The organism is Streptosporangium sp. NPDC051022 (assembly GCF_040683035.1).
Classification (GTDB): Bacteria; Actinomycetota; Actinomycetes; order Streptosporangiales; family Streptosporangiaceae; genus Streptosporangium.
The window spans coordinates 137,269-159,892 of the sequence record NZ_JBFBCF010000010.1 but is presented as its reverse complement, the minus strand read 5'-3'; the positions used below and the strand labels follow the sequence as shown (position 1 = coordinate 159,892).

General features: G+C 71.4%; 14 protein-coding genes and 1 pseudogene. 2 read left to right on the top strand and 13 right to left on the bottom strand.

Features of this window, described 5'->3' with window-relative positions; all coding sequences use genetic code 11:
* Nucleotides 1-216: 216 nt before the first annotated feature.
* Genes AB0N02_RS18955 through AB0N02_RS18945 form a run of 3 tightly spaced genes read right to left on the bottom strand, consistent with a single transcriptional unit; the run spans nucleotide 217 to nucleotide 3,500 of the window.
* On the bottom strand, nucleotides 217-1,248 hold the full coding sequence (locus tag AB0N02_RS18955; protein ID WP_363947883.1) for a carboxymuconolactone decarboxylase family protein: 1,032 nt from the start codon (nucleotides 1,246-1,248) through the stop codon (nucleotides 217-219).
* A 30-nt stretch (nucleotides 1,249-1,278) separates the two neighbouring features.
* Nucleotides 1,279-2,934 carry a GMC family oxidoreductase gene (locus AB0N02_RS18950; protein WP_363947881.1) on the bottom strand — a complete coding sequence of 552 codons (1,656 nt, stop codon included), beginning with the start codon at nucleotides 2,932-2,934 and terminating at the stop codon, nucleotides 1,279-1,281.
* Nucleotides 2,931-3,500, bottom strand: coding sequence for a DUF5987 family protein (locus AB0N02_RS18945; RefSeq protein WP_363947879.1), 570 nt, complete (start codon nucleotides 3,498-3,500; stop codon nucleotides 2,931-2,933). The genes AB0N02_RS18950 and AB0N02_RS18945 overlap by 4 nt, the downstream gene beginning before the upstream one ends.
* A 533-nt stretch (nucleotides 3,501-4,033) precedes the next feature.
* On the opposite strand from AB0N02_RS18945, the gene AB0N02_RS18940 reads away from it, so the two are divergent.
* Nucleotides 4,034-4,804, top strand: coding sequence for an AraC family transcriptional regulator (locus tag AB0N02_RS18940; RefSeq protein WP_363947876.1), 771 nt, complete (start codon nucleotides 4,034-4,036; stop codon nucleotides 4,802-4,804).
* A 48-nt stretch (nucleotides 4,805-4,852) separates the two neighbouring features.
* On the opposite strand, the gene AB0N02_RS18935 is transcribed toward AB0N02_RS18940, so the two are convergent.
* From AB0N02_RS18935 to AB0N02_RS18895, 9 genes are all read right to left on the bottom strand, one after another.
* On the bottom strand, nucleotides 4,853-6,268 hold the full coding sequence (locus AB0N02_RS18935) for a cytochrome P450 (protein WP_363947874.1): 1,416 nt from the start codon (nucleotides 6,266-6,268) through the stop codon (nucleotides 4,853-4,855).
* On the bottom strand, nucleotides 6,265-6,801 hold the full coding sequence (locus AB0N02_RS18930) for a flavin reductase family protein (protein ID WP_363947872.1): 537 nt from the start codon (nucleotides 6,799-6,801) through the stop codon (nucleotides 6,265-6,267). The genes AB0N02_RS18935 and AB0N02_RS18930 overlap by 4 nt, the downstream gene beginning before the upstream one ends.
* Nucleotides 6,802-6,824: 23 nt before the next feature.
* On the bottom strand, nucleotides 6,825-7,253 hold the full coding sequence (locus AB0N02_RS18925) for an acyl-CoA thioesterase (RefSeq protein WP_363947869.1): 429 nt from the start codon (nucleotides 7,251-7,253) through the stop codon (nucleotides 6,825-6,827).
* Between the two features lie 2 nt (nucleotides 7,254-7,255).
* The gene (locus AB0N02_RS18920) at nucleotides 7,256-13,072 is read right to left on the bottom strand and encodes a type I polyketide synthase (RefSeq protein WP_363947866.1); all 5,817 of its coding nucleotides are present in this window, start codon (nucleotides 13,070-13,072) and stop codon (nucleotides 7,256-7,258) included.
* Complete coding sequence (locus AB0N02_RS18915; RefSeq protein WP_363947863.1) at nucleotides 13,069-14,058, bottom strand: enediyne biosynthesis protein; 990 nt, start codon at nucleotides 14,056-14,058, stop codon at nucleotides 13,069-13,071. The genes AB0N02_RS18920 and AB0N02_RS18915 overlap by 4 nt, the downstream gene beginning before the upstream one ends.
* 5 nt (nucleotides 14,059-14,063) lie before the next feature.
* Nucleotides 14,064-16,031 (bottom strand): CRTAC1 family protein, encoded by a 1,968-nt coding sequence (locus AB0N02_RS18910; protein WP_363947860.1) that lies wholly within the window; start codon nucleotides 16,029-16,031, stop codon nucleotides 14,064-14,066.
* 3 nt (nucleotides 16,032-16,034) lie between these two features.
* Complete coding sequence (locus tag AB0N02_RS18905) at nucleotides 16,035-16,991, bottom strand: DUF1702 family protein (protein WP_363947857.1); 957 nt, start codon at nucleotides 16,989-16,991, stop codon at nucleotides 16,035-16,037.
* A 284-nt stretch (nucleotides 16,992-17,275) separates the two neighbouring features.
* The gene (locus AB0N02_RS18900) at nucleotides 17,276-18,268 is read right to left on the bottom strand and encodes a DUF1702 family protein (protein ID WP_363947854.1); all 993 of its coding nucleotides are present in this window, start codon (nucleotides 18,266-18,268) and stop codon (nucleotides 17,276-17,278) included.
* 255 nt (nucleotides 18,269-18,523) lie between these two features.
* A complete protein-coding gene (locus AB0N02_RS18895; protein ID WP_363947851.1) occupies nucleotides 18,524-19,327 on the bottom strand; it encodes a TIGR03084 family metal-binding protein in 804 nt (267 codons plus the stop codon).
* 920 nt (nucleotides 19,328-20,247) lie between these two features.
* Between AB0N02_RS18895 and AB0N02_RS18890 the strand changes: the two are divergent.
* Nucleotides 20,248-21,234 (top strand): annotated as a pseudogene (locus AB0N02_RS18890) (RNA polymerase sigma factor); the annotation flags it as partial.
* Between the two features lie 141 nt (nucleotides 21,235-21,375).
* Here the strand turns inward: AB0N02_RS18890 and AB0N02_RS18885 are convergent.
* Nucleotides 21,376-22,611: a cytochrome P450 gene (locus AB0N02_RS18885; RefSeq protein ID WP_363947848.1), complete on the bottom strand. Its 1,236-nt coding sequence runs from the start codon at nucleotides 22,609-22,611 to the stop codon at nucleotides 21,376-21,378.
* Nucleotides 22,612-22,624: the final 13 nt, after the last annotated feature.

Sequence of the window (22,624 nt, the reverse complement as noted above, 5' to 3'; positions counted from 1 at the left end):
GCCCGGTCCGCATGCGGACCGGGCCGACGACGTTTCTCGCGTATTCGCCGCGCGTCTCCCCGCCGCCGCGGAGACGGCCGGAACTGACCGGTGAATTGACATGAGAATTTCCCGTGAACGACGGAACGGCCTCTCACGCCGAGGCCTCCCGCATCACGGTCTCCCGCACCGCCGCTTCCCGCATCACGGTCTCCCCCGCCACGGTCTCCCGCTCCGCTACGGCCGGGCCATCCAGCCGCCCACCCGCCGCGCCGCCGCCAGGCTCGCCCACGCGGTCAGCTCGATCAGGCCCGCGTCGTCCGGGCGATCCGCCCGGAAGTCGTCGACGACGGACCGGCCGACCTGGTAGGAGGCCAGGGCCGTCAGCAGGGCCAGCCGCCCCGCTGGACGCTGGGCGACCGGCAGCCCGGACACGGCGTCGTCGGCCCAGGACCGGCCGAGAGCGACCGGCTCCCCGTCCCAACCGGCCAGGGTGGTCACGACGAGGTCGCGGACGGGCTCGGGCACCGAGCGCAGGCCCGCCTCCTCGACGGCCCTGGCCGTACGGGCGAACGCGCCCGCGATGTTCGGCGCATCCGCCGCCCAGGACAGGTCACCGGGCAGCGGGGCGGCGGGCAGCAGGCCCAGCGAGGTGCCGGGCTCCCGGTCCCCGCGGGCCGCCTGCCGCATGAACCGGCCGAGCACCCGCATGAGGCCGCCGCGCGCCGGGGCGGGCACGCGCGGCGGCAGGGGGGTGTCGTCCAGGAACACGTTGACCATGCGGTTCAGGTAGTGGAAGGTGACCGCGACTCCCACGAACTCCGCGGCCTGCCCGGCCGGGAACGGTGTCCCGTGCCCGGCGGCCTCCCGCCGTACCCCGCCGGCGCGCGCCCACTCCGTGATCGGCCCGGCGGCGCCGCCGGTGACGTCCCGCCCTCCGAGCAGGCCGTGCAGGGTCGCGCCGTGCACCCCCACGCAGTAGGGGCAGGCGTTGCCGAGCGAGACACCGGTCGCGACCGCCTCCTTGGCCACCCGTCCCGCCCGCCCCTCGACCACAAGCGTCTCCCGCAGCATCATCCAGCAGGCCGCGAGGATCTCGGGGGCGGGCGAGTGAAGGGCGACCGGCGGCGCGAGCATGCCGAACTCCCGCTCGGCCCGCGTGTACACCTCGGCGACCAGGCCCCGCGCGGCGGCGGGCCGTACCGGGGAGACGTGGTGGATCCGGTCCAGCGACCTGCGAAGTGCCCGCTGGGTGAACGTCCCGTCCATCACACGCTCCCTGGTCCGGTGGAACCGCCGCTACTTGCGCGTCAGGCTGGGGACGAACGGCAGGGCTCCGCGCCTGCCGCTCGTGGCGCCGTCCGGCGACGGCGCCCCGTAGGTGACCTCCACGCCGCGCTGCCTGGCCGCCTGCACGATGCCCGGGATGGCCCGTTCAGCCAGCGCCGCGATGGTCATCGCGGGGTTGACCGTCAGCGCCCCCGGTACGGCCGAGCCGTCGGTGACGAAGATGCCCGGGTGGCCGCGCAGCTCGTGGCGGTCGTCGAGGGCCGAGGTGCTCGGGTCGTCGCCGATGCGGCAGGAGGCCAGGGGGTGCACGGTGTAGGCGCCCACGACGTCGTTGGTCCACGGCATCACCCTGGCCAGCCCGTCGCGCTCCAGGATGTCCCGCACGTCGGCGTCGGCCTGGGCCCAGCCGCGCAGCGTGTTCGCGGTCGGCCGGTACTGGATGGTGCCGCGCCCCAGCATCTGCTGTGAGATCCGTACGGCGTTGCCCGTGGGCGGAGGCGGCCCGAAGACCCCCTCGTTGTCGTCCTCACTCATCGTGAAGACGGTCAGCCAGGACTGCCAGCGCCGTACGATCTCCTTCTTCTCCACGCCGAACCAGGTCGGGCCGGTCGCCCCGGGCACCTGCGCGAGGATGGTGCCGAACCCGGGCGGGAAGTAGAGCTGTTCCAGCGAGTAGCGGGAGTACTCCGGCAGCGTGCCGTCGAGGCGGTCCCAGCTGGCGACGCACGGCCCCTTTCCGATCTGGGAGGCCGCGTAGGCCGATCCGTCGCCGCGGCTCAGCCCCAGCAGGTCGCGGACCCGGTCCTCGTCGAGGATGGCGGTGTTGAGCCGTTCGCCGTTGCCGGAGAAGTATCTGCCGACGGCGGAGGGCATGGCGCCGAGGGTGGCCGCCGAGCGCTGCAGGATGACCGGTGTGGCGCCCGCGCCCGCCGCCAGCACGACGATCTTGGCGTCGATCGTCCCGCTCCCGGTGTGCACCCGGTAGTCCTCGTCGTCGACGACGTTGTAGTGCACCCGGTAGCCGCCGTCGTCGGTCCGGGACAGGTGCTGCACCTCGTGCATGGGCCGGATCTCGGCCCCGTGCGCGATGGCGGCGGGCAGGTAGTTGAACAGCAGGGAGCGCTTGGCGTCGAAGCGGCACCCGGCCATCATCCAGTTGCAGTTCGTGCACTTGTCCGTGTCGATGGCCACCGGTACCGGGTTGGCCGTGCGTCCCGCGTGCGCGCACGCCGCCGCGAACAGGCCGCCGGAGTAGGTGACCGAGTTCCAGTCCTGCCGGGTCACCGGCAGCGCCTCCGCCACGCGGTCGTACCAGGGCTCCAGCGTGTCGCGGTTGATGCCCCCGGGCCACATCCGCCTGCCGATGCTGCCCTTGCGCTCGAAGACGAACCGGGGCGCGCGGGGCATGGCGGCGAAGTACACGACGCTGCCGCCGCCGACGCAGTTGCCGCCGAGCAGGCTCATGCCGTCGCCGACCACGAAGTCGAAGATGCGGGTGTAGGAGGACCCGAGTTTGAAGTCGTGCTCGAAGTCCTCACCCTCCAGCCAGGGCCCGCGCTCCAGCACCACGACCCGCGCCCCGCCCGCCGCGAGGTGGTAGGCCGCGATCGCGCCGCCGAAACCGCTGCCGACCACGAGGACGTCGGTGTTCTCCGTTACGGTCATGCGGGGCTCCCTGACGAGGTCGTGCCCGGGTGGAGGCTGGCCAGTTCCCGCCCGTAGGAGTAGACGGGGAACCGCCACAGGCCGTCGGCGTTCGGCTCGGCGAAGCCCATCGCCGTCAGGCCCGGGTGTCCGGCGGCGAGCGCGTCGAGGGTGTGCATGTGAGCGGCGGTGTCGAAGGCCATGTTGCTGAACAGCGCGATGCTGACCCACGCCTCCCGCTCCGGGTGGCCGGGGGCGGTCAGCATCCCCACCAGGGCGGTGCGGTCCGGAAACTGCAGGGCGACGAACGCCGGCACGGAGCCGTCGAGGTCGAGCCCGTGCTGGTCCGCGTAGGCCTGGGCGTGCCTGTTCAGCAGCTGGGCGAAGTCCCCCAGCGCGGGCGCCAGCCCGGCCGCGGACGTCTCCAGCAGTTCGACGGCGCCGGCCGCGACCGCACCGCCACCGGTCGCGGCGCCCGCGACCGCCTTGTCGTCGGGGGAACGCTTCTCGCCGGGGACGATCGTGTCCGCGAACGCCTCCAGCGTCATCGTCCTGGCCTGTTCTTCATCTGGGATACCCGGGTGCACCGGCGTTTCCTCCTGTCGGCAGGGGGGGCGGCCTGAGCCGCCGAGAAGTCGGCGCGTCAACCGAAGCCTCGTTTCACAGACGGGACCCGGCGGCGGGCGGGGGCCGGCCGACGCGGTCCTTGTCCGGCGCGGCGAGATCTGCGACCAAATAGAACTCACATATCGAATTCGGTTCCGCTCGGATCCATCGTCCGAGCGATGTCACTCCTGACGCATCTTCTGAATTGCCGTCCTGTCAACCCTCTTTCGAGGCGGTTTTGGACGTGCCCTAACACTGGATTTGCAGTGCCCGCAACCTAGAGTAGCAGCTTAAACACGCGGAGCATGCATCACAAGCACAGTTGACAGCAGTCAGATGTTGATTTAGAAATATTGATGCCGATCATTTTCTGAGTCGTTCGACAGGCATATAGAAGCCCGCACGGCGGTAAATCAGCACGGCAACCAAACCCACATTGAGGCCCAAAGGCTAATTGAATGCAGGCTTTTTGGCGATGTAAGCGTGGATGAATTTTCAACAAATGGAGAGGGCGATGGAGGACGTTCTTGAGAAAGCCGTCAGGCGGGTTATCGAGACGATGCGTGAGCGCCTCGGCGACGAGCTCACCATCGACGACATGGCCCGCACCGCCATGTTCAGCAAGTTTCACTTCTCCCGGGTCTTCCGGCAGGTCACCGGTGTCTCACCGGGCCGTTTCCTGTCGGCCCTGCGACTCCAGGAGGCCAAACGGCTTCTTCTCTCCACCTCGTTGAGCGTCGCGGACATCAGCATCCAGGTGGGCTACTCCAGCGTCGGCACCTTCAGCTCCCGCTTCAAGAGCTGTGTGGGCCTGGCCCCCACCACCTACCGCCAGCACGGCGGCTTCGCCCCGTTGATCCTCACCAGCGGCAAGTCCGACGGCGAGGAGACCCGGTCGGCGACCGTGCAGGGGAAGGTCTGGGCTCCGCCCTCCGGGCAGTGCGGCCTCATCTTCGTCGGCCTGTTTCCCACTTGCATCCCCCAGGGCCCCCCGGTCCGGTGCGCCGTACTGCGCCGGCCGGGGCCGTACGTGCTGGAGGACGTGCCCCAGGGCACCTGGCACCTGCTGGCGCACTCCGTCGCGCCGGGCAGTGAGAAGGTCGTGAGCAGTCTGGGGAGGGAGCAGTCGCTGTACGTCGGCGGCTACGGACCGATCACCATAAGGCGTGACATCGTGGTGAAGCCGGCCGACGTGCAGCTCAGACCGATGGGAGCCCTCGATCCCCCGGTGTTGCTCGCACTGCTCGACGTACGACTGGTGGCGCTCAACTCGGTCGCGAGCTGAGCCGCAGCTCATGAGGAACGGCCGCAGACGAGGAGCCTGCGGCCGTCCTCATTTCGCGGAACGTTGCGCGGGATGCACGGTCATCGGCAGGCCGCCGCGCATCCGGAGAGAGAGCATGGGCTCGGGGACCACCTCGTGACCGGGCACCTTGACCAGGCGGAGATCCCTGGCGATCATCGCGATCACGAACACGGCCTCCATCATGCCGAGGCTGTTGCCGACGCAGAACCGCGGCCCCGCGCCGAACGGGATGTAGGCGTACCGGGGACGGGAGGAGGAGCCTCCCGGATCGAAGCGCTCCGGGTCGAAGCGCTCGGGGTCCTTCCACAGGCCCGGGTGCCGGTGCAGCGTGTAGGGGCAGATCAGGACGTCGGCCCCGGCGGGCACGTGGTAGCCGCCGACCTCGTCGTCGGCCTGCGCCTGGCGCGTCAGGATCCACACGGGCGGGTAGAGCCGCATGGCCTCCTCGACGACCATCGTCGTGTATCTCAGCCGGTGCAGGTCCTCGTAGACCGGGCTCCGGTCGCCGAGCGCCTCGACCGCCTCCGCGTGCAGCCTCTCCCACACCTCCGGACGGTCGTCGATCAGGTGGAAGGTCCAGCCCAGGGTGCTCGCCGTCGTCTCGTGCCCGGCGAGCATCAGAGTGATCAGCTCGTCCCGCATGCGCTGCCTGCCGACCCGGGGGTCGCTCTCCTGCCCGGTCGAGACGATCAGGCGGGAGAGCACGTCGTCGCCCTCCTCGGCGCCGCGCGCCGTACGCTGGGCGACCAGCAGGTCGACGACCCGCTGCAGTTCCCTGCGGGCCCGGCGGAAGCGCAGCTGCTTGGGCAGCGGAAGCCACATGGGGACCGCGCCCAGCGTCACCATCTCGAACATCGCCTGGTCCTGCACGGCCTCGAAGGAGTGCGCGACCGAGCCGAACGCGCCGAGGTCGGCGTCGAGGAGGGTACGGCCCAGCACCCCGAGGGTGAGCGACGTCATCTCCTGGAGCACGTCGACCGGCCCCCGGCCCTGATAGGCGCGCAGCCTCGCCACCAGACCGGCCGCCTCCTCGGCGACGGCACCGGCCTGCTGGGCGATCCGCCTGTGCTGGAACACCGGCTGGATCATCCGGCGCTGCTTGCGCCACAGCTCGCCCTCGCTGGTCAGCAGCCCGTCCCCCAGGGCACGGCGGGCCTGGACCAGGCCGATTCCCTTGTGGTAGTTGCCGCTGTTGTCGGCCAGGACGTGCTTGGCGTGGTCGGGGTGGTTGAAGAAGTAGAGCGTCTTGGGACCCAGGGAGATGCGGACCGCGTCGCCGTACCGCGCCGCGGCCGACGTCATCAGCGCGAGCCGGTCGCGGGTCAGCTTCACGAACAGGCCCATCGCCGCCCGGCGCGGCGGACCCGGCGGCGCCTGGCGGCCGCCGGGCGCCGGGGACTGTCTGTCTGGTACGGATTCAGCATGTCGTCCGGTGAGACTCATGCCGTCACCTCGCTACGGTCGGGGATGATCTGACGGAACCTGCCGTGGAAGAACAGCAGGGCGTCCTGGTCGTCCTGCTGTTCGAGGGAGAGCACTTTCCCGATGAAGATCGAGTGGTCGCCGCCGTCGTAGGTGCGCCACAGCTCGCACTCGAAACGGGCGAGGGTGCCGGTGAGCAGCGGCGCGCCCGTGAGCCCGCCGGGCAGCCAGTCGACGGTGTCGAACTGGGCCGCCCCCAGGGCCCGCCAGCGGTTGGAGAAGTGCCTGGCCGCGGCCTCCTGGTGGGCGGCCAGGACGGACACCCCGAAGGCGCCCGCCGCGGCCAGGCACCCGTGCATGATCGCGTTACGGCCCACGCAGACCAGCACGAGCGGCGGGTCGAGCGAGACCGAGGTGAAGGAGTTCGCGGTCATGGCGTGCGGGGTGCCGCCGCCGACGGTCACCACGGTGACGCCGGTGGCGAACTTCCCGAACGCGCGTCGCATGACTTTCGGGTCCGTCACCTCGTGGGACGGCTCAGGATTGACGCTCATACTGATCTCCCGTGTGGGCCCGTCTAGGACAGATACGGTTCGAGAGCGCGGGTCAGCGACTCGGGGACCCGGGCCGGGACGGTGCGGTTGTTGGGTCCGCGCATGCACGCCACCCGCTGCCGGCCCCGGGCGACCAGCGTCTCCCGTTCCCCCAGGGCGAGCCGGACGTAGTCGAAGCTGAACTCGAGCTGGGTCTGGGCGAGGTCGACCAGGCGCATCCTGATGGACAGCTCGTCGAAGGCCGTGATCTCGGCGAAGAACTCGCAGTCGACCTTCAGCGTGAAGAGCTTCAGGTCGTCCTGCAGATCGGCGAGCACGTCGGGCGCGTGGAGCTTCAGGAACATCTCCCGGCAGCGTCCCTGCCAGCGCAGGTAGTTGACGTAGTAGACGTTGCCGACGATGTTGGTCTCCTCGAAACCCACCGTGTGCAGGTGTTCGAAGTAGTTCCCCATGCCTACGGCCGCCCTTCGGTGAGGATCGCGAACACGACGGGTTCCGGGACGCCCCGCAGGCTCGTGACGAGCGTCGCGATCCGCAGGGCTCCGGAGGCGAAGACCGTCCACGCGTCCCGCCGCTCCGGCGTCCAGGTGAGCGGGGCGCCCGTCGGAAGACCGGCCTTCTGCAGGCACTCGACGGCGGCCCACACCCGCGTCGCCGCGGCGTCCAGGCTTCCGCCCAGTTCCATGGCGACCAGCTCGGCGAGCCGGAAGCGGGGACCGAGCAACCCCTCCCAGGTGTCCGCCGGCCGCTCGGCCACGGGCTCGACGTCGCAGCCGAGCGTGCCGGTGGCCGCGACGCAGAGGGTCACCCCCGCGCCGTGGGAGGCCGAGACGGTCTTGCCGCCGTCGATCTCGGGGCGCCCGTCGGCGCGGTAACGGACCTCCACCGGACGTCCGAGCGCGCGTCCCGCGGCCACCGCGGTCAGCGCCCGGCGCTCGGCCGCGCCCTCCGGCCGCTCCGGCCGCTCCGGCCGGTCGGGCTCGACCGCGACCGCGACCCGCGTGCCGACCAGGTCCTCCAGCGTGCGCTCCAGGTAGGGCCCGAGCAGCGGGGGCACCCACGGCCCGCGCCCGTCGCCCTTGCGCACCGCCCGCAGGCGCAGGCCCTCCCACCGCTCGACGACCTCGCCCGCGCCCGTGCGCACGGCGATGTCGTAGACGTAGGTGTCGCCGTCCCGGTACCGCTCGGTGGCGCAGTAGCGCAGTCCGCCCTCCCCCGCCAGTGAGGCGAGCGCGGCTCCGCCGGGGTGGATCCGTTCGATCCCGGCGGGCAGCAGGGTGGCGTCCGGCACGCAGACCTGGTTGCCGTGCATCAGCGCGTCCCGCATGCCGGGGTCGCCGAGCAGCAGGTCGCCGGGGAGGAAACCGGTGAACCAGTCCGCCGCGTCGACCGCCGCCACATCGGCGTCGACGTGCCTGGCGGCGGCCCGCCGGTAGCGGCGCAGCCGCTGGAAGCGCCCGCCCTGGAACAGGACGTCGCCGTACAGGTCGGTCGCCGGATCCAGCGGTACCGCCGGCAGGCCGTCGTCGGCCTGGTCCGGCGGGCCCTCGGGCGCCGTCTCTCCGGAAAAGCACAGGCGTGCCCTGAAGTGGTCGGCGTCGAAACCGGTCTCCGCGCTGCGGATGGCCACCTCGACGGTGTCGTCGCCGGTGACGGCCGCCGCGACCCGGATCGTCGTGCTGCCGTCCGGCGGCACCACGATGGGCCGCAGGAACTCCGCCTGCTCGATCGTCGGCACCCCGGCGGCCCCGGTGGCCGCGACCGCCACCTGGGTCATCGCCTCCATGCCGAACACCGCGGGGAACAGCAGGTTGCCGTCCAGGTGGTGGTCGGCGAGGTAGAGGTCGGTCCCGGCGTTCAGCTCGACCTCGGTGACCAGCTCGACACCGTGGTAGCGGATCAGCGGCGTGCCGACGAACCGCAGCAGCGGCAGCGGGGGAAGGTCGTGGCGGACGGTGTCGACGCCCTCGGTGCGGCCGCTGATCACCACCACTGCCGGCGCGTCGGGATCGGCGACCAGCCGCCGCATGATCCGCACCCCCTGGTCCGGGGTGATGGGGGTGATCCCGTCGCGGGAGAGCGCCTCGACGACGGCCAGCCGCTCCCCCATGCCGACCCCGGACCACACCGACCACTCCATGCAGAGACTGCGGCATCCCGGGTGCCGCTCGGCCACCTCCTCGGTGAGACTCGCCAGCCACTCGTTCGCGGTGGCGTAGTGCGCCTCGCCGCGCAGCCCGGCCCGGCCGATGATGCTGCCGAACGTCACGAGCAGGCGCAGCGTCCCGGGGTCCACCGCGTCGAGCACCGCGCGCAGGCCGTCGACCTTGGGGGCGAAGGTGCGGCGGAACGCGTCCATGTCCAGGCCGGTGAGCGCGCCCGGCTCGTTGCGTCCCGCGCCGTGCAGCACCGCGGTGACCGGCCCGGTCTCCCCGGTCACCGAGGCGATCGCCGCGCGCACCTGGGCGGGGTCGGTGACGTCGGCCCTGGCGTACCTGACGACCACGCCGGCGTCGCCCATCCGCCGCAGGTTGGCCGCCAGTTCCTCGTCCCCGGCCGGGTCGGAGCGGCCCAGGACGACCAGTTTGGCGCCGCTGTCCGAGGCCAGCGCCAGCGCGCACTCCGCGGTGATGCCCTTGCCTCCGCCGGTCACCAGCAGCACGTCGGTGCCGTCCAGCGGCTGCCGGGGGCGGGCGGGCCGTACCGGCATCGCGCGCAGGGTCGGCACCCGCCGTACGCCGTCGGCGTCGTAGTGCACCTCGGCGTAGTGGCCGGTCGCCGCGACCTCGGCGACCACCAGGTCGGCCGCCCGCTCGCCCTCCGGCACGTGCACGATGGTGACGCGCAGGTGGGGCGCCTCCAGCGACAGCGTCTTGGCAAGTCCGGCCGCGCCGCGGCCGTGCTGGACCAGGACGAACCGGCTGCCCGGCTCGCCCGCGACGGCCGCCTTCGCACCGAGCAGGGCCTGTTCCAGGTCCCGCTCGGCGCACCCGGCGGGCAGGCACACCAGGACGCCGGCGCCGACGCCGGCGTTCTCCAGCCGCCCGCGCAGCGACTCGGCGAACGGATGGCCCTCGGTCGTGTGGAGCCGCCACGGCCCGTTGCCCTCCCCCACCCGCGCCGCGGGCAGCGGCAGCTCGTCGAGGTCGACGGAGAAGGGCCTGGCCCACGCGGCCGCGCCGGTGACCCGGGAGGCCGGGCTCGTCTCCGCGTCCCGGCCGGTCTCGGCCAGCGCGCCGAGCGCCTCGGCGAGTTCGGACACGGTCGCGGTGGCGAAGTTGGTCGGTGTCTGGGCCGAGGACAGGCCGAGCCGCTGGGCGGCCTGGTTGACGATCTGCCCGACGGTGATCGAGCTCAGGTGCAGGTCGTCCAGCAGGTGGCTGTCGACGCGCACCATGTCCATCGGCAGTTCGGCGCGCTCGGCCGCGAGCCGCCGCAGCAGGTCGACGGCCGTCTCACCCGAGTCACCGGAGTCGCCGGAGTCGCCGCCGTCCTCGCGCGGCGACGGCGGGGCGACGATCCCGCTCCGCCGCGCGGTACCGCGGATCCGGACCGCGGGCACCTGCTCGCAGGGGCTCTCGAAGAACGAGAACTCCTCGCCGATCCGCAGCGGCCGGGCCAGCCGCCCGTGGAAGAGCGCCTCGTGCACGACCGGGGCACCGGCCACGTAGGCCGCCGCGACCACCCGCAGCAGGCCGCCCAGCGACTCGTCGTCGGTGTCCAGCGCGACCGCGGGCACGTCGGTCACCGCGCCGACCAGCCCGCTGAGCACCCGTCCCGGACCGACCTCGACGAACAGGTCGATGTCCTTGGCCGCCAGCTCGACCGCCTGGGAGAACAGCACCGGATCGGTGATCTGGTCGCGCAGCAGCGCCGGGATGTCCGTGTCGGCGGCCAGCGCCTCCCCGGTGACCGTGGAGATGATCCGCAGCCCGACCTGGCCGAACTCCTCACCGGCCAGCCGCGCGCCGAAGGCGTCGGCGGCGGGGGCGACGAGCGGCGAGTGGAAGGCGTGCGAGACCCTCAGCGGGGTCCACTGCAGCCCCTCGGCGACGGCCTTGCGCCCGGCGGCCTGTACGGCGTCGGCCGGCCCTGCGATGACCGTCTGCTCCGGCCCGTTGTATCCGGCGATCACGACGGGCAGGCCCGCGGTCAGGACGGAGACCGCGTCCGCCGAGGCGGCGACGCCCGCCATGGTGCCCGAGGCGCTGTGCTCGGTCATGACCCGGCCCCGGGTCCCGGCCACGCGCAGCAGGGTCTCCTCGTCCATCGCGCCCGCCCAGTGGAGCGCCGAGATCTCGCCGAGGCTGTGGCCGACCGCGACGCTCGCCTCGATGCCCAGCATGGCCAGGGCGCGCAGCCCCGCCATCGAGCCGGTGACGATGCGCGGCTGGGCCACCGAGGTGGCGACCATGTCGCCGCCGGCGGGCAGCACCGCCTTGAGGTAGACCTCCTCGACCTCGGCGAAGCGCCTGCGCAGGGCGCCGCCGCTGGTGCCGCGCCCCGATCCCTGGCCGGGGAACAGGTAGCCGATCCGGCCGGGACCGCTGACGTGGCCGAGGAAGCCGCGGCCGTCGCCGGCGAACAGGGGGATCTCCCCCGCGTCCAGGGACTCCAGCGTCCGGCGCAGCCGCCGCTCGGCGTCCTCCGGCGAGGAGACGACGACGGCCGCCCGGTAGGGCAGGTCGCGCAGGTCACGCTGGAGGGTGGCCGCCAGGTCGCCGAGCTGGGCGTAGGACAGGCCCGGCACGAAGTCGACCAGCCGGACCAGGCGCTCGCGCAGCTCCGCCGGCGACCCGCCGTCCAGGAGCAGCAGCTCCGCGTCCTGGACCGAGGAGGCCAGCGCCTTGGTCCGGGTGTCGAGGGAGACGCTCCGCCGCGGACCGGGCTTCTCCAGCACCACGTGGGTGTTGATGCCGCCGAAGCCCATGGCCGTGACGCCCGCGCGCACCGGGGCGCCGGCCGGCCACGGCTCGGCCTTGCGGAGCACCCGCAGCTGTGCCGCCTCCTCCTCCAGCACAGGGTGGGGCTCGACGCAGCCGGTGGTCGGCGGCAGCACCTGGTGGTGCACGGCCATCACGGCCTTGATCAGGCCCGCGACCCCGGCCGCCGCCTTGGTGTGCCCGATCATTCCCTTGATCGAGCTGACCGCGGCGCGGGTGCCGTCGGCGCCCTCCGCGGCCCTGGCCTGGGTCAGCGCGGTGAGCTCGGTCCGGTCCCCGACCTCGGTGCCGGTGCCGTGGCCCTCGAACATGGCCACGGTCTCGATGCCGAAGCCCGCCCGCTCGTAGGCCCGCCGCAGCGCCAGCCGGTATCCGCTGACCTCGGGCCGGGTGATGCCGCCCTTGCCGTCGGAGGAGACGCCCCATCCGGCGATGGTGGCGTAGATCCGGTGCTTGGCGTCGCGGGCGTCCTGCTCGCGCATCAGCACGACCATCCCGCAGCCCTCGCCCGGCCAGAAGCCGTTCGACCTGCGGTCGTACAGCCGCATCTCGCTCTTGGCCAGGGCCCCGGTCTTGGCGAAGCCGACGATCTCGAACGGGTCGATGGACAGGTCGACCCCGCCGGCGACCGCGACGTCGATGTCGCCGTCGATGATCGCCTTGGCCGCCGTGACCACCGACAGCAGCGAGGAGGAGCAGGCACCGTCGACGGTGTAGCCGCCTCCCTTGAGGTCGAAGTGGTTGCAGATCCGCCCGGCGATCGTGTTGGACAGACCTCCGGCGAGGGTGTCCTCGTCGGGGACGGGGAAGGGTTCCTTGTAACCGTCCTCCAGGTCGTCGAGGAAGTTCGCCAGCGTCTCGTCCTCCCAGCCCCGCTCCTTCAGCGCGCGGGCGACCGTGCGTCGCACGTACGGCCAGCGCAGGCGCATCAGGTTGGCCCGGGCGAACTCGCCGGTGAGGGTGTTGCCGACCACGACGCCGGTGCGTTCCCTGGCCAGTCCCTCGGCCTGCGGGAAGCCCGCGTCGGCCAGGGCCAGCGCCGCCGTGTCCAGCGCCAGCCAGTGGGTGAGGTCCGTCGAGCGGTACGTGCTACCGGCGATCTTGTAGCCGACGCGGTCGAACTCGTAGCCCTCGATCACCGCCGCGTTGCGCGCGTAGAAGCGGTCGGGGGTCGCCGGGTCCGCGTCCCAGTAGTCCTCCAGGCGCATGCGCGTGTCGGGCAGCCGCCGGAAGGCGCGGCGTCCGGCGAGGACGTTCTCCCACAGCTCTCTTGGCGACGCGGCGTCCGGGTACCGGCACGCCATGCCGACGATCGCGATCCTGCTCATACCGAGGCGACCTCTTTTCCGGTGCTCGGAAGGGTGGGGATGTCCTTGCCGAGCGCCCCGTTCGCCATGCGGCGCTCGTCGGCCTCGCGCCGCTCGCGTGCCTTGTCGGCCAGGTACAGCGCCCACAGGAAGACGCCCCGGATGAGGCAGACGGTCGCGGTGGCGAAGAAGATCCCGTAGGGGATGTGCACGGCGGTGTAGAAGCCGTAGGTCAGGGCGACGCCGCCGCCGAAGGCCATCTGCGCGGCGGGTTTGGAGGGGCTGGTGCCCGGGTCGGTGATCATGTAGTTGCTGAACAGGATGAAGGCGACGCCGGTCATCGTGCCCAGTGCCCCGGGGATCGAGGTGCCGAAGAAGAGACCGCGCAGGATCGACTGCAGGGCGAAGCCGCCCACCCAGGCGGCGATCAGCCACATCCGGCCGGTGAGCTTTCCGTTGATCATGCTTCCGCCGAGGATGATGATCGCCGGGATGAGCCAGTCGATCCAGCTGTCGACGTTCTCGGTGAAGTGGTACGGCGGTGCGATGCTGGCCCAGGGCAGGATCAGCAGGATGACCGCGATGCCGAAGTTCGACGGGTTCATGAAGTGCCGCAGCCTGCCGCGCACCGGTGCCCGGAGCACCCACTTGGCGCCGACGGCGACGGTCACCCCGAAGATCATCACCAGCAGCTGGTCGTTGACGTAGATCAGCATGTTCATGGCCAGGCTGGTGATGTGCGCCGGGTAGAGGAACTCCACGAGGCCGCGCACGCCGTTGCCGGTGTAGCGCGGCGGGCGGCCCTCTCCGCGGGCCGAGACGTACTCCAGCGCGATTTCCACGGTGTAGCCGGTGAGCAGGGCGATGACGGGCCACAGCCACGGCTGCTCGAACCCGAGGAGGGTGTAGCCGACGATGTTGAAGACGGTGATCGACATCGCGAAGTTGCGCAGCGCGATGGTGACCTTCGGGTCATGACGCGGGGGGGTCGGCGTCTTGTCGGACATCTCGATCACTTCTCCTTGGCCTGCCGGCCGAGCTGGAGCGAGTGCCAGCCCGGGGTAAGCTGAAGATCTTGGTCATGTACCTGTCCGGCTCGGTCGCGCCACCTCAGGTGCGCCCGCACCGGGCCGGTGACGTTGGCGCCGAGCCCGATGTGCACGTCGCTGCTGCGCTTGCCGGAGTGACCGCTGCCGCCGTCGACCCGGCCGAGGAGCCTGCGCCCGCCGGGCAGGGTCACCGTGACCTGCGCGCCGGTCACCGGCGAGCCGGGGGCCGGCAGCGCCCCCGCCACCGGTGCGGCCTCATGGGTCAGCCGCAGCCCGAGGAAGGCGCCGGGGGACGGGCTCTGGTTGTGGTAGAAGACCGGTTCGGCCCACTGCCTGGCGACCGCGAAGTCGAGCCTGCCGTCGCCGTCCGCGTCGCCGGTGGCGATGCCCCGGGTGGGCACCGGTACGGCCAGGCCCAGCTCCTTGGCCAGGTCCACGTAGGTGCCGTCGGGGCACTTGACGAAGAAGTGCAGCGTCTGGTTTCCCGCGACGTCGTCGCCGGCGCGGACGTTCGGCCACCAGTAGGGGTTCTGCAGCAGCTGGTCGTTGGCGGTGGCCAGTTCCTGCAGCTGCGGCCAGCGGTCGATCTGGCCCTTCACGAACCCGGTGGCCTGGACGATGCTGAGGTCGCCGCGGTTGTTGAAGTCGTCTATCTTGACGTCCCAGCCCCAGCCGGACCAGGCCGTGCGCGCCTGCCCGCTGCGGTCGGCCCACGGCGCCTCGCCCTGGCGCATCTTGGCGCGCAGGTCGGCCTGGTCCTTGGCCGTGGAGGTGAACTGGAAGTTGCTCTCCTCGATGCCGAACGACGTGGTGATGTTGCTGACGAACATGTCGTAGATGCCGTCGCCGTTGAGGTCGCCGAAGTCGAGGCCCATGCCCTTGAAGGAGTCGTGGCCGACCGTCTTGGACTTGGGGATCAGGGGCGTGCGCACGCCCTCGACGGGCGAGAGCTTGATGTGCCCCGGCGTGGACCGGTTGTAGAACATCCGGTCGGGGCCGAAGTCGTTGGCGAGATACAGCTCGGGCAGCTGGTCGCCGTCGAGGTCGGCGGAGGCGGCGGCGAGTTCCCAGCCCTTGGAGGCGTCCTCGGGCAGGACGTTGTCGAGCTTGGCGTAGGTGACCGAGGGACGGGGGCTCGCGGTCGCGCCGGTCCAGCGGAAGAAGTAGTCCTCACCGCCGTTGTGCGCGTTGGACATCGAGTGGTTCATGCTCACGGCGCCCTCGGCCCCGGAGTCGAGCACCGGGCTCTCCGGGAAATAGTTGCCGATGAAGATGTCGTCGTGCCCGTCCCCGTCGAAGTCGGCGACGGTCGCGGCGTTGGTGTTCCACTGCGGCCCGCCGTAGACGCCGCCGATCGAGTTGGCCCCGGGCACCAGCTCGGTCGGCTGGTAGGCGTTCGCGTCGAGCCCGGTCGCGTCGGGCCTGGCGAGGTAGAGGATCGGCGTGCGGCCCCACATGTAGACGAGCAGGTCCATGCGGCCGTCCTCGTTGAAGTCGGCGGGGACGCAGCCCATGGGCGCCATGTGGTCGTTCATGGGCAGTGTGCCGGGGTTCAGCGCGAAGGGGGCGTACCGGTTCGCGCGCCCGCCGGGCGCCGGGGTGACCACGGTCTGGTCGATCCGCGGATCGACGAGGCACAGGTCGTTGGACAGGCCGTCGCCGTCGAGGTCGTTCATCGCGATCGCCGCCCCGACCGAGGAGATCCACGCGTCGATGTACGTGTAGTCGCGGTTGACCTTGCGGATCTCCTGCTGCTTGAAGCCGCCGGGCAGCGAGATGGACATCGGCGCGAAGGAGTAGTCGCGCGCCATCTTGCCCGTGTCGGCGGCCGAGGGCGAGGGGATACGGGCCACCATGAATGTGCTCACGATCAGCACGAGAGCGACGACTCCGGGCAGCTGCCTGCGCAGCCAGCCAACTGTCGCGGTCACGTCCTAACACCTCCCAAGGGATGCGAACTCGTCGGCGATGCGCCGCCGCCACACCTCGTAGGCCGGCACATCACCCTGGACCGGCCCGTCGGGGCGGGCCTTTTCACTGATCCGCGCCGCCTGTTCCGGCGTCATGTCGCAGAACACCCGCGTGGCGAGCAGCGTGTGCGGCACCACGAGGCCGGCCCGCTGCCTGGCCTCGGCCGCGAACGCGCAGCCCTGGGCGACCTGGGGCCGATACTCTCCCGCGCGCTGCCAGAACGTCCGCAGCTCCTGCTCGTCCGCGCCGCCCGCGTAGGTGGCGGCCAGCCCGGCGCCCGCATACAGGTCGCTTCGGCGGGACTCGGGGAACCTGTCGATCATCGTGGCGACGAGGTCGGCGTCGGTGCCGCCGACGAACCACATGGCCCGGCCGATGCCCTGGTCGACGGCGTGGTTGGCGTACCACTGGAAGCGGTCGGCCGTCCAGGGGAAACGGGGGTCGAGGAACTGCCCGTGGACGTACCGGCCGGTGCGGAAGTAGGCCTGGTGGAAGCCGTAGCCGTCCAGCACGAGCCAGCGCAGCATCGGATCGAACGCGGAGATCTCCGGCCATCGGAACCTGGGCAGCCGGGCCATCGCCCAGCCGATCCCGACGTAGACCATGTAGATGTGGTCGTCGCCCCGCCCCGCGAGGAACCGGGCGATTCTGTCCCCGCCGCCGAGCGGTAGCGCGTCGAGGACGGCGAAGCCCATCGCGGCGCCCTCGTAGGCGAAACCGCGGAACCTCGTCGGAATCGTCTCCAGCCGTTCCTCCGCCTCCGCGGGGGAACGCGCCTCCGCCGCATGGGCGTAACCGGTCAGGAATTTCTCGCCAATCGTTTCCAGCAATTCTCTCGCGGCCGGAGTTTTCTCATTGAAACCGCGTGTCTCAAGTTTTGTGGCCGAGACGCTCGGGGTCAGAACACGGCGCCTCAGCATCCTCCACATATTGGCCACTTGTTCTCTCACACCCCCCATCCAATAGATTCATCTCCTTAAAGCGATCTCTCGACAAATCTACACAGAAGGCTCAAGTGACTGTCTACTTCAAACGTGCTCACGAAAACACAAAGGAAACTTTCCAGCAAGAGGCCGCGCATTGTTCAACCACATCCGGAGATCGGCCGGAATTTCGGCGCCATAAACGCGGTGAAAGGCGGCGACGGTAAACGGCGGACCCTCGCGGGCGGGCACGGCGGACGACGACCGGAAGGGCCGTCCGGTCAGATCGAGAGGCGGCCGGCCGGTGAGAGGAAGTGCGCGCGCACGGCCCGGCGCCACAACTCGTACGCCGGTGACGTGTCCGAGCCGCGCTGGACGGCGGTGCCGTCCGCGAGCGCGACGGCGGCCTCGACGGACAGGCCCGCCAGGACCGAGGCCGCGACCTCGGTGTGCGGTGGCACGAAACCGGCGTGGTGACGGGCCTTGACCGCGAACACCACGCCCTGGGCCAGCTCTGCCCTGTGCTCTCCGGCCTGCCTGCGCAGCGCGGCAAGGGCCTCGGGACCGCAGCCGCCCGCGAACGCCGCCGCCAGCCCCACACCGCTCCACAGGTCCGCCCGCCGGTGTTCGGCGAAGCGCTCGACCGCGGTGGCGACGTCGGTCACCTGGGCGCCGTGGATGAACCACAGCGCCCGGCCGATGCCCTGGTCGACCGCCCGCAGGAAGTAGCCGGGCGAGCCCTCCCACGGGTAGGGCGCGGGCACCGTCTGCTCGTCGACCCAGCGCCGGGTGTCGAAGTAGGCCCGGTCGAAGCCGTACCCGTCGACCGCCAGCCAGCTCATCGTGGGGTGGTACTCCACCCCGTCCAGGTCGGGGACCACCTTCCGCCACAGCGGCCTGGGCAGTCGCGCCATGGCGAAACCGACGCCGATGTAGGTCAGGAAGATGTGGGGCCTGCCCGGCCCCGTCAGCAGGTCGCGGGCGCGGTGACCACGACCGCCGCTCATCGCGTCCAGGACGGTGAACGCCATCGTCGCGCCCTCGTAGGCGAAACCGCGCAGCTCCTGGTCGACCATGCCGAGCCTGCGCTCGACCTCCCACTGGTCACGCGCGTTGATCCCCCACTCGAATCCGCAGACCACCGCCTGGGGGATCGCCTCAAGGCGCCGGGTCGCCTCGGACGGCGTGACCGGGAAACCCCTCCCGGCGAAGGTCACCTCGGCCAGGGACGGCGCCATCAGAAGAGTGCGCAGCGAGCCGAAAAGCGTCGGCATGGGACCTCCCTGCCTTGGGCCGGCGCGACCTTCCAGCACCGGCTTGACCATTTCATGCTCATCTGCACGAAAACGTGATGCATCTTTTGAATTGCGCTGCTCGGCGGCCGGAGGAGCCGCGGATCCGGACGCGGGCGGGGAAACCCGGGACCCGGGCTCCCGGAACACCGGGGATCCCGGGCACCGGAGAGGCGGGCGGGGAGACCGGCCGGGTGAGGGTGCCGGAGGGCGCGGCGGGCGCCCCGCCCGCACGCGCTATCGCCGCGCGGCCGCGAACTGGCCGGGAGTACGGCCCTGCCCGGCGGGCCCTCGGTAGGCCTGGGCGATGTCCAGCCACCGGTCGGCCTCGGCCCCCGAGGCGGTGAGCGTGAGGTCGTCGCGGTGCCTGCGCCTGACCACGAGCAGGCAGAAGTCGTGGGCGGGCCCGGTGACGCGCTGCGCGGCGTCCTCGGGACCGAACGTCCACAGCTCGCCGGAGGGCGCGGTGAGCTCGAAGCGGAACTCCTCCTCCGGGGGCGTCAGGCCCCGCGACAGGTAGCCGAAGTCCCTCGTCAGCACGGCGAACCCGACCAGGTGCCTGATCCGGTCGGTCGGCTCCCGCCGAATCCCGAACGTGTCGGCGATGTCCTGGCCGTGCCCGAACATCTCCATGTATCCGGCGCTCGCGAGCACGGCGGGCGGCAGCGGCCTGACGAGCCAGGGCACCGTCTGGTCGGGCGGCACGGCGGCGAGCGCCTTGAGCGAGGCCTCCCGGTCCGTCCGCCAGCGGGCGAACAGGGTCTCCGGGGACACCTCCAGGTGCTCGGCGAGCGCGGCGTTCACCGCCTTCTCCAGGTCCTGCCCGGCCCTGGCGATCATCGCCTTGAACTGCTCCGGGTCGGACGCCGCCAGCCCGGCCAGGCGGAAGATGAAGATCAGGTGGGCGATCTGGTGCTTGACCGTCCATCCGGGAGCGGGGGTGGGCAGCGCCCACTGGGCCGCGTCGAGACCGGCGACCAGGCGGTCGACCTCCTCGCCCTCCGCGGTCAAGTCGGAGATCACGTCCTGCAGCTGGCTCACGAGTCTGTCCTCTCGCACGGGGGAAGCGGGTTTCCGGATGCTCGTTCGTCCGGAGTTCGTCCGGGGCTCGTCCGGGGCTCGTCCGGCGTTCTCCCGGGACCTGCCCGGAGCCCGTCCGGGGCTCGTCCGGGGCTCGTCCGGCGTTCTCCCGGATCCCGTCCGGAGCCCGCCGGAGCCCGCCGGAGCCTGTCAGAGCCCGTCCGGACGCTCGGCGCCCGGCCGTTCCGGGGCGGTCCCGGCGACGGCAACGCGCCCGGACCAAGCATGCAACGGCGTTCACCCCGCGTCTTCTCTCTCCGTGCTCTCCGCCGGGAAACGCGAAAGAACAACGGCCCGTCAATCCCGTGGCCCCCATCCGGCACCGGCATTCGACCGGCGATGGGCGCGCACGCCGTCGCGAGCCGGAGGTGGATTCGGCATCCGGCCGGACCACGCCTCTCCCGGAACATTCCCGGAGCGAACCGCCCGCGGCGACACCGCCATATCCGTGACGTCCTCGCGGCGATTCGCATGTTTCACACCGTTCCCGCCTCCACCTCGCTCCGCGGGCGGAGAGGAATCCCGCGCGCCACGGACCGATACCGGGGCACCCGCACCGAGGGCATTCCCGGTGATATCTCTCCCGGCGTTTCAAGAAACGACGGGAGAAGAAAAGGGAAAACCTCGCGGGTCAGCCGGTGACGTTTCCCGCCGCGGCCCCGTGCGCGCGGGCCTGCGGCGCCCCGGCCCGCGCGGGCGTCTCGTCGTGCCGGCCCTCCCGCCTGCCCCGCGGGCGGGCCGCGGTACCGCGCGAGCGGGACGGACTCGCCGGGACGTCCACGTCGGCAATGGCCGCAGCACACCTTCACAGCACGTACTTTGAAGTTCACAGGTGTTTGCCCTGCCGGCTCTCCATTAAGGATGTGATCGCCGTGACAGCCTCCGCCGAGGACAACGCGCTGATCTTGGCCGACGACGATGACGAGCTGCCCGGCGCTCTGGCGGGAGCGGCGGGCGCGACCGCCGATCCGGTCAAGGACTACCTCAAGCAGATCGGCAAGGTCCCCCTGCTCAACGCCGCGCAGGAGGTCGAGCTGGCCAAGCGCATCGAGGCGGGCCTGTTCGCCGAGGAGCGGCTGGACATCGACGGCGACCGGCTGCCGGTCGACGTCCGCGCCGAGCTGGAGTGGATCGCCGAGGACGGCCATCGGGCCAAGAACCACCTGCTGGAGGCCAACCTGCGCCTGGTGGTCTCGCTGGCCAAGCGCTACACCGGCCGCGGCATGCTCTTCCTGGACCTGATCCAGGAGGGCAACCTGGGCCTGATCCGCGCGGTCGAGAAGTTCGACTACACCAAGGGTTTCAAGTTCTCCACCTACGCCACCTGGTGGATCAAGCAGGCGATCACCCGCGCCATGGCCGACCAGGCGCGGACCATCCGCATCCCGGTCCACATGGTCGAAGTGATCAACAAGCTGGCCAGGCTGCACCGGCAGATGCAGGCCGACCTGGGCCGCGAGCCCACCCCGGAGGAGCTGGCGGTCGAGCTGGAGATGACCCCGGAGAAGGTCGTCGAGGTCCAGCGGTACGGCCGCGAGCCGATCTCCCTGCACAGCCCGCTCGGCACCGAGGGCGACAGCGAGTTCGGCGACCTCATCGAGGACTCCGAGGCGATCACCCCCGACGACGCGGTGGTCTTCGGCCTGCTGCAGGAGCAGCTGCGTGCCGTCCTGTCGGGGCTCTCCGACCGCGAGGCCGGGGTGATGTCGATGCGGTTCGGCCTCGTCGACGGTCAGCCGAAGACGCTGGACGAGATCGGCAAGGTCTACGGGGTGACGCGCGAGCGCATCCGGCAGATCGAGTCCAAGACCATGACCAAGCTGCGCCACCCGTCCAGGTCCCAGGCCCTGCGCGACTACCTGAGCTGACGCCGCCCGCGCCGGCGCCGTGACCGGGAACGTTCACCGGGTCGGGCACCGCTCGCCGGCGCCGCTCCGCTCCGTTTCACCACCCGCCGTACCGGCGCCCGGACACGGACACGGACACGGTGAAGACGGGTGGTCACCGCGTCAGGCCGTGACGCCGTCGAAGGCGATCTGCAGGTGGCGGGGGCCGCGCAGGACCGGATTGCGCCGGTAGGGAGGCGGGTCGTCGACGAGCCGGGGGTTGCCGAGCCTGCGGGCCAGCTCGGTCAGCGCGATCTGCGTCTCCAGGCGGGCCAGCGGCGCGCCGAAGCAGTAGTGGATGCCGCTGCCGAACCCGAAGTGCTGGTTGTCCGGGCGTTCCGGATCGAACCTGTCGGGGTCGGCGAAGCGCCTGGGGTCACGGCTCCCCGCGGCCAGGACGAGCCAGATCGGCGCACCCCGGGGAATGACGGTTCCGGCGATGTCGATGTCGGTGAGGGCGGTGCGCTGGGGCAGGAACTGCACCGGCGGCTCGTAGCGCAGCAGTTCCTCCACCAGCGGGACGGCGAAGCCGGGGTCGGCCCTCAGCCTCTTGAGCGCGTCGGGGTGGCGCAGCAGGGTCAGCATTCCGTTGGTGATGAGGTTGACGGTGGTCTCGTGACCGGCGATGAGGAGCAGGACCGCGGTCGTGACCACCTCGATCGGCGACATGCGCCCGCAGGGACCCTGCTCGGTGACCAGCGCCGACAGCAGGTCGCCGCCGGGCGCCCGGCGGTGTTCCTCGATCAGCCCGGCGAGATAGCCGCCCAGCTCGGTCCTGGCCCGTTGGGTGGCGCGCTGCCGTTCAGCGGGATCCTCGGCCGGGTTGGGGTCGAGACCGGCGACGACCTGCTCCGCCCAGGCGTGGAAGCGGGCCTCGTCCTCGTGGGGCACCCCCAGGAGCTTGCAGATCACCATCACCGGGAACGGGTAGGCGAAGTCGTCCACCAGGTCGACCTGGTTCCCGTCCCGGAAGTCGTCGATCAGGCCGGTGACCATCCGAGTGAGTTCGCCGCGCATGTCGTGGATGCGCCGGGGGCTGTGCGGCGGCCCGAACGGCCGCATCGCCAGCCTGCGCAGCCGGTCGTGCTCGGGCGGGTCGAACCTGATGAAGCTGGGTGGCAGGCCCTCCTCCTCCTGCTCCGGCAGGAGCCCGCATCCCTCCTGGGGAAGACGGTTGCGCACGTCGGAGCTGATCCGCGGATCGTGCAGCAGGCCGAGGATCTCCCAGTAGGTGCTGACGGTGTAGGTCCCGTCGTCCTGCCGCGCCACCGGCGTCCTGCGGAGCTCGGCGTACAGGGGGTAGGGATCGGCACGGTTGGCGTAGTCGGTGATCTGCTGCAACAGCGTGCCCTGCGTCATGGCGGAGTCCTCG

What these genes read in the sequence shown, in the direction of transcription:
- AB0N02_RS18955 (WP_363947883.1), bottom strand. Translation starts at nt 1,248, where the DNA reads ATGGACGGGACGTTCACCCAGCGGGCACTTCGCAGGTCGCTGGACCGG.
- AB0N02_RS18950 (WP_363947881.1), bottom strand. Translation starts at nt 2,934, where the DNA reads ATGACCGTAACGGAGAACACCGACGTCCTCGTGGTCGGCAGCGGTTTC.
- AB0N02_RS18940 (WP_363947876.1), top strand. Translation starts at nt 4,034, where the DNA reads ATGGAGGACGTTCTTGAGAAAGCCGTCAGGCGGGTTATCGAGACGATG.
- AB0N02_RS18935 (WP_363947874.1), bottom strand. Translation starts at nt 6,268, where the DNA reads ATGAGTCTCACCGGACGACATGCTGAATCCGTACCAGACAGACAGTCC.
- AB0N02_RS18930 (WP_363947872.1), bottom strand. Translation starts at nt 6,801, where the DNA reads ATGAGCGTCAATCCTGAGCCGTCCCACGAGGTGACGGACCCGAAAGTC.
- AB0N02_RS18925 (WP_363947869.1), bottom strand. Translation starts at nt 7,253, where the DNA reads ATGGGGAACTACTTCGAACACCTGCACACGGTGGGTTTCGAGGAGACC.
- AB0N02_RS18920 (WP_363947866.1), bottom strand. Translation starts at nt 13,072, where the DNA reads ATGAGCAGGATCGCGATCGTCGGCATGGCGTGCCGGTACCCGGACGCC.
- AB0N02_RS18915 (WP_363947863.1), bottom strand. Translation starts at nt 14,058, where the DNA reads ATGTCCGACAAGACGCCGACCCCCCCGCGTCATGACCCGAAGGTCACC.
- AB0N02_RS18905 (WP_363947857.1), bottom strand. Translation starts at nt 16,991, where the DNA reads ATGCTGAGGCGCCGTGTTCTGACCCCGAGCGTCTCGGCCACAAAACTT.
- AB0N02_RS18900 (WP_363947854.1), bottom strand. Translation starts at nt 18,268, where the DNA reads ATGCCGACGCTTTTCGGCTCGCTGCGCACTCTTCTGATGGCGCCGTCC.
- AB0N02_RS18885 (WP_363947848.1), bottom strand. Translation starts at nt 22,611, where the DNA reads ATGACGCAGGGCACGCTGTTGCAGCAGATCACCGACTACGCCAACCGT.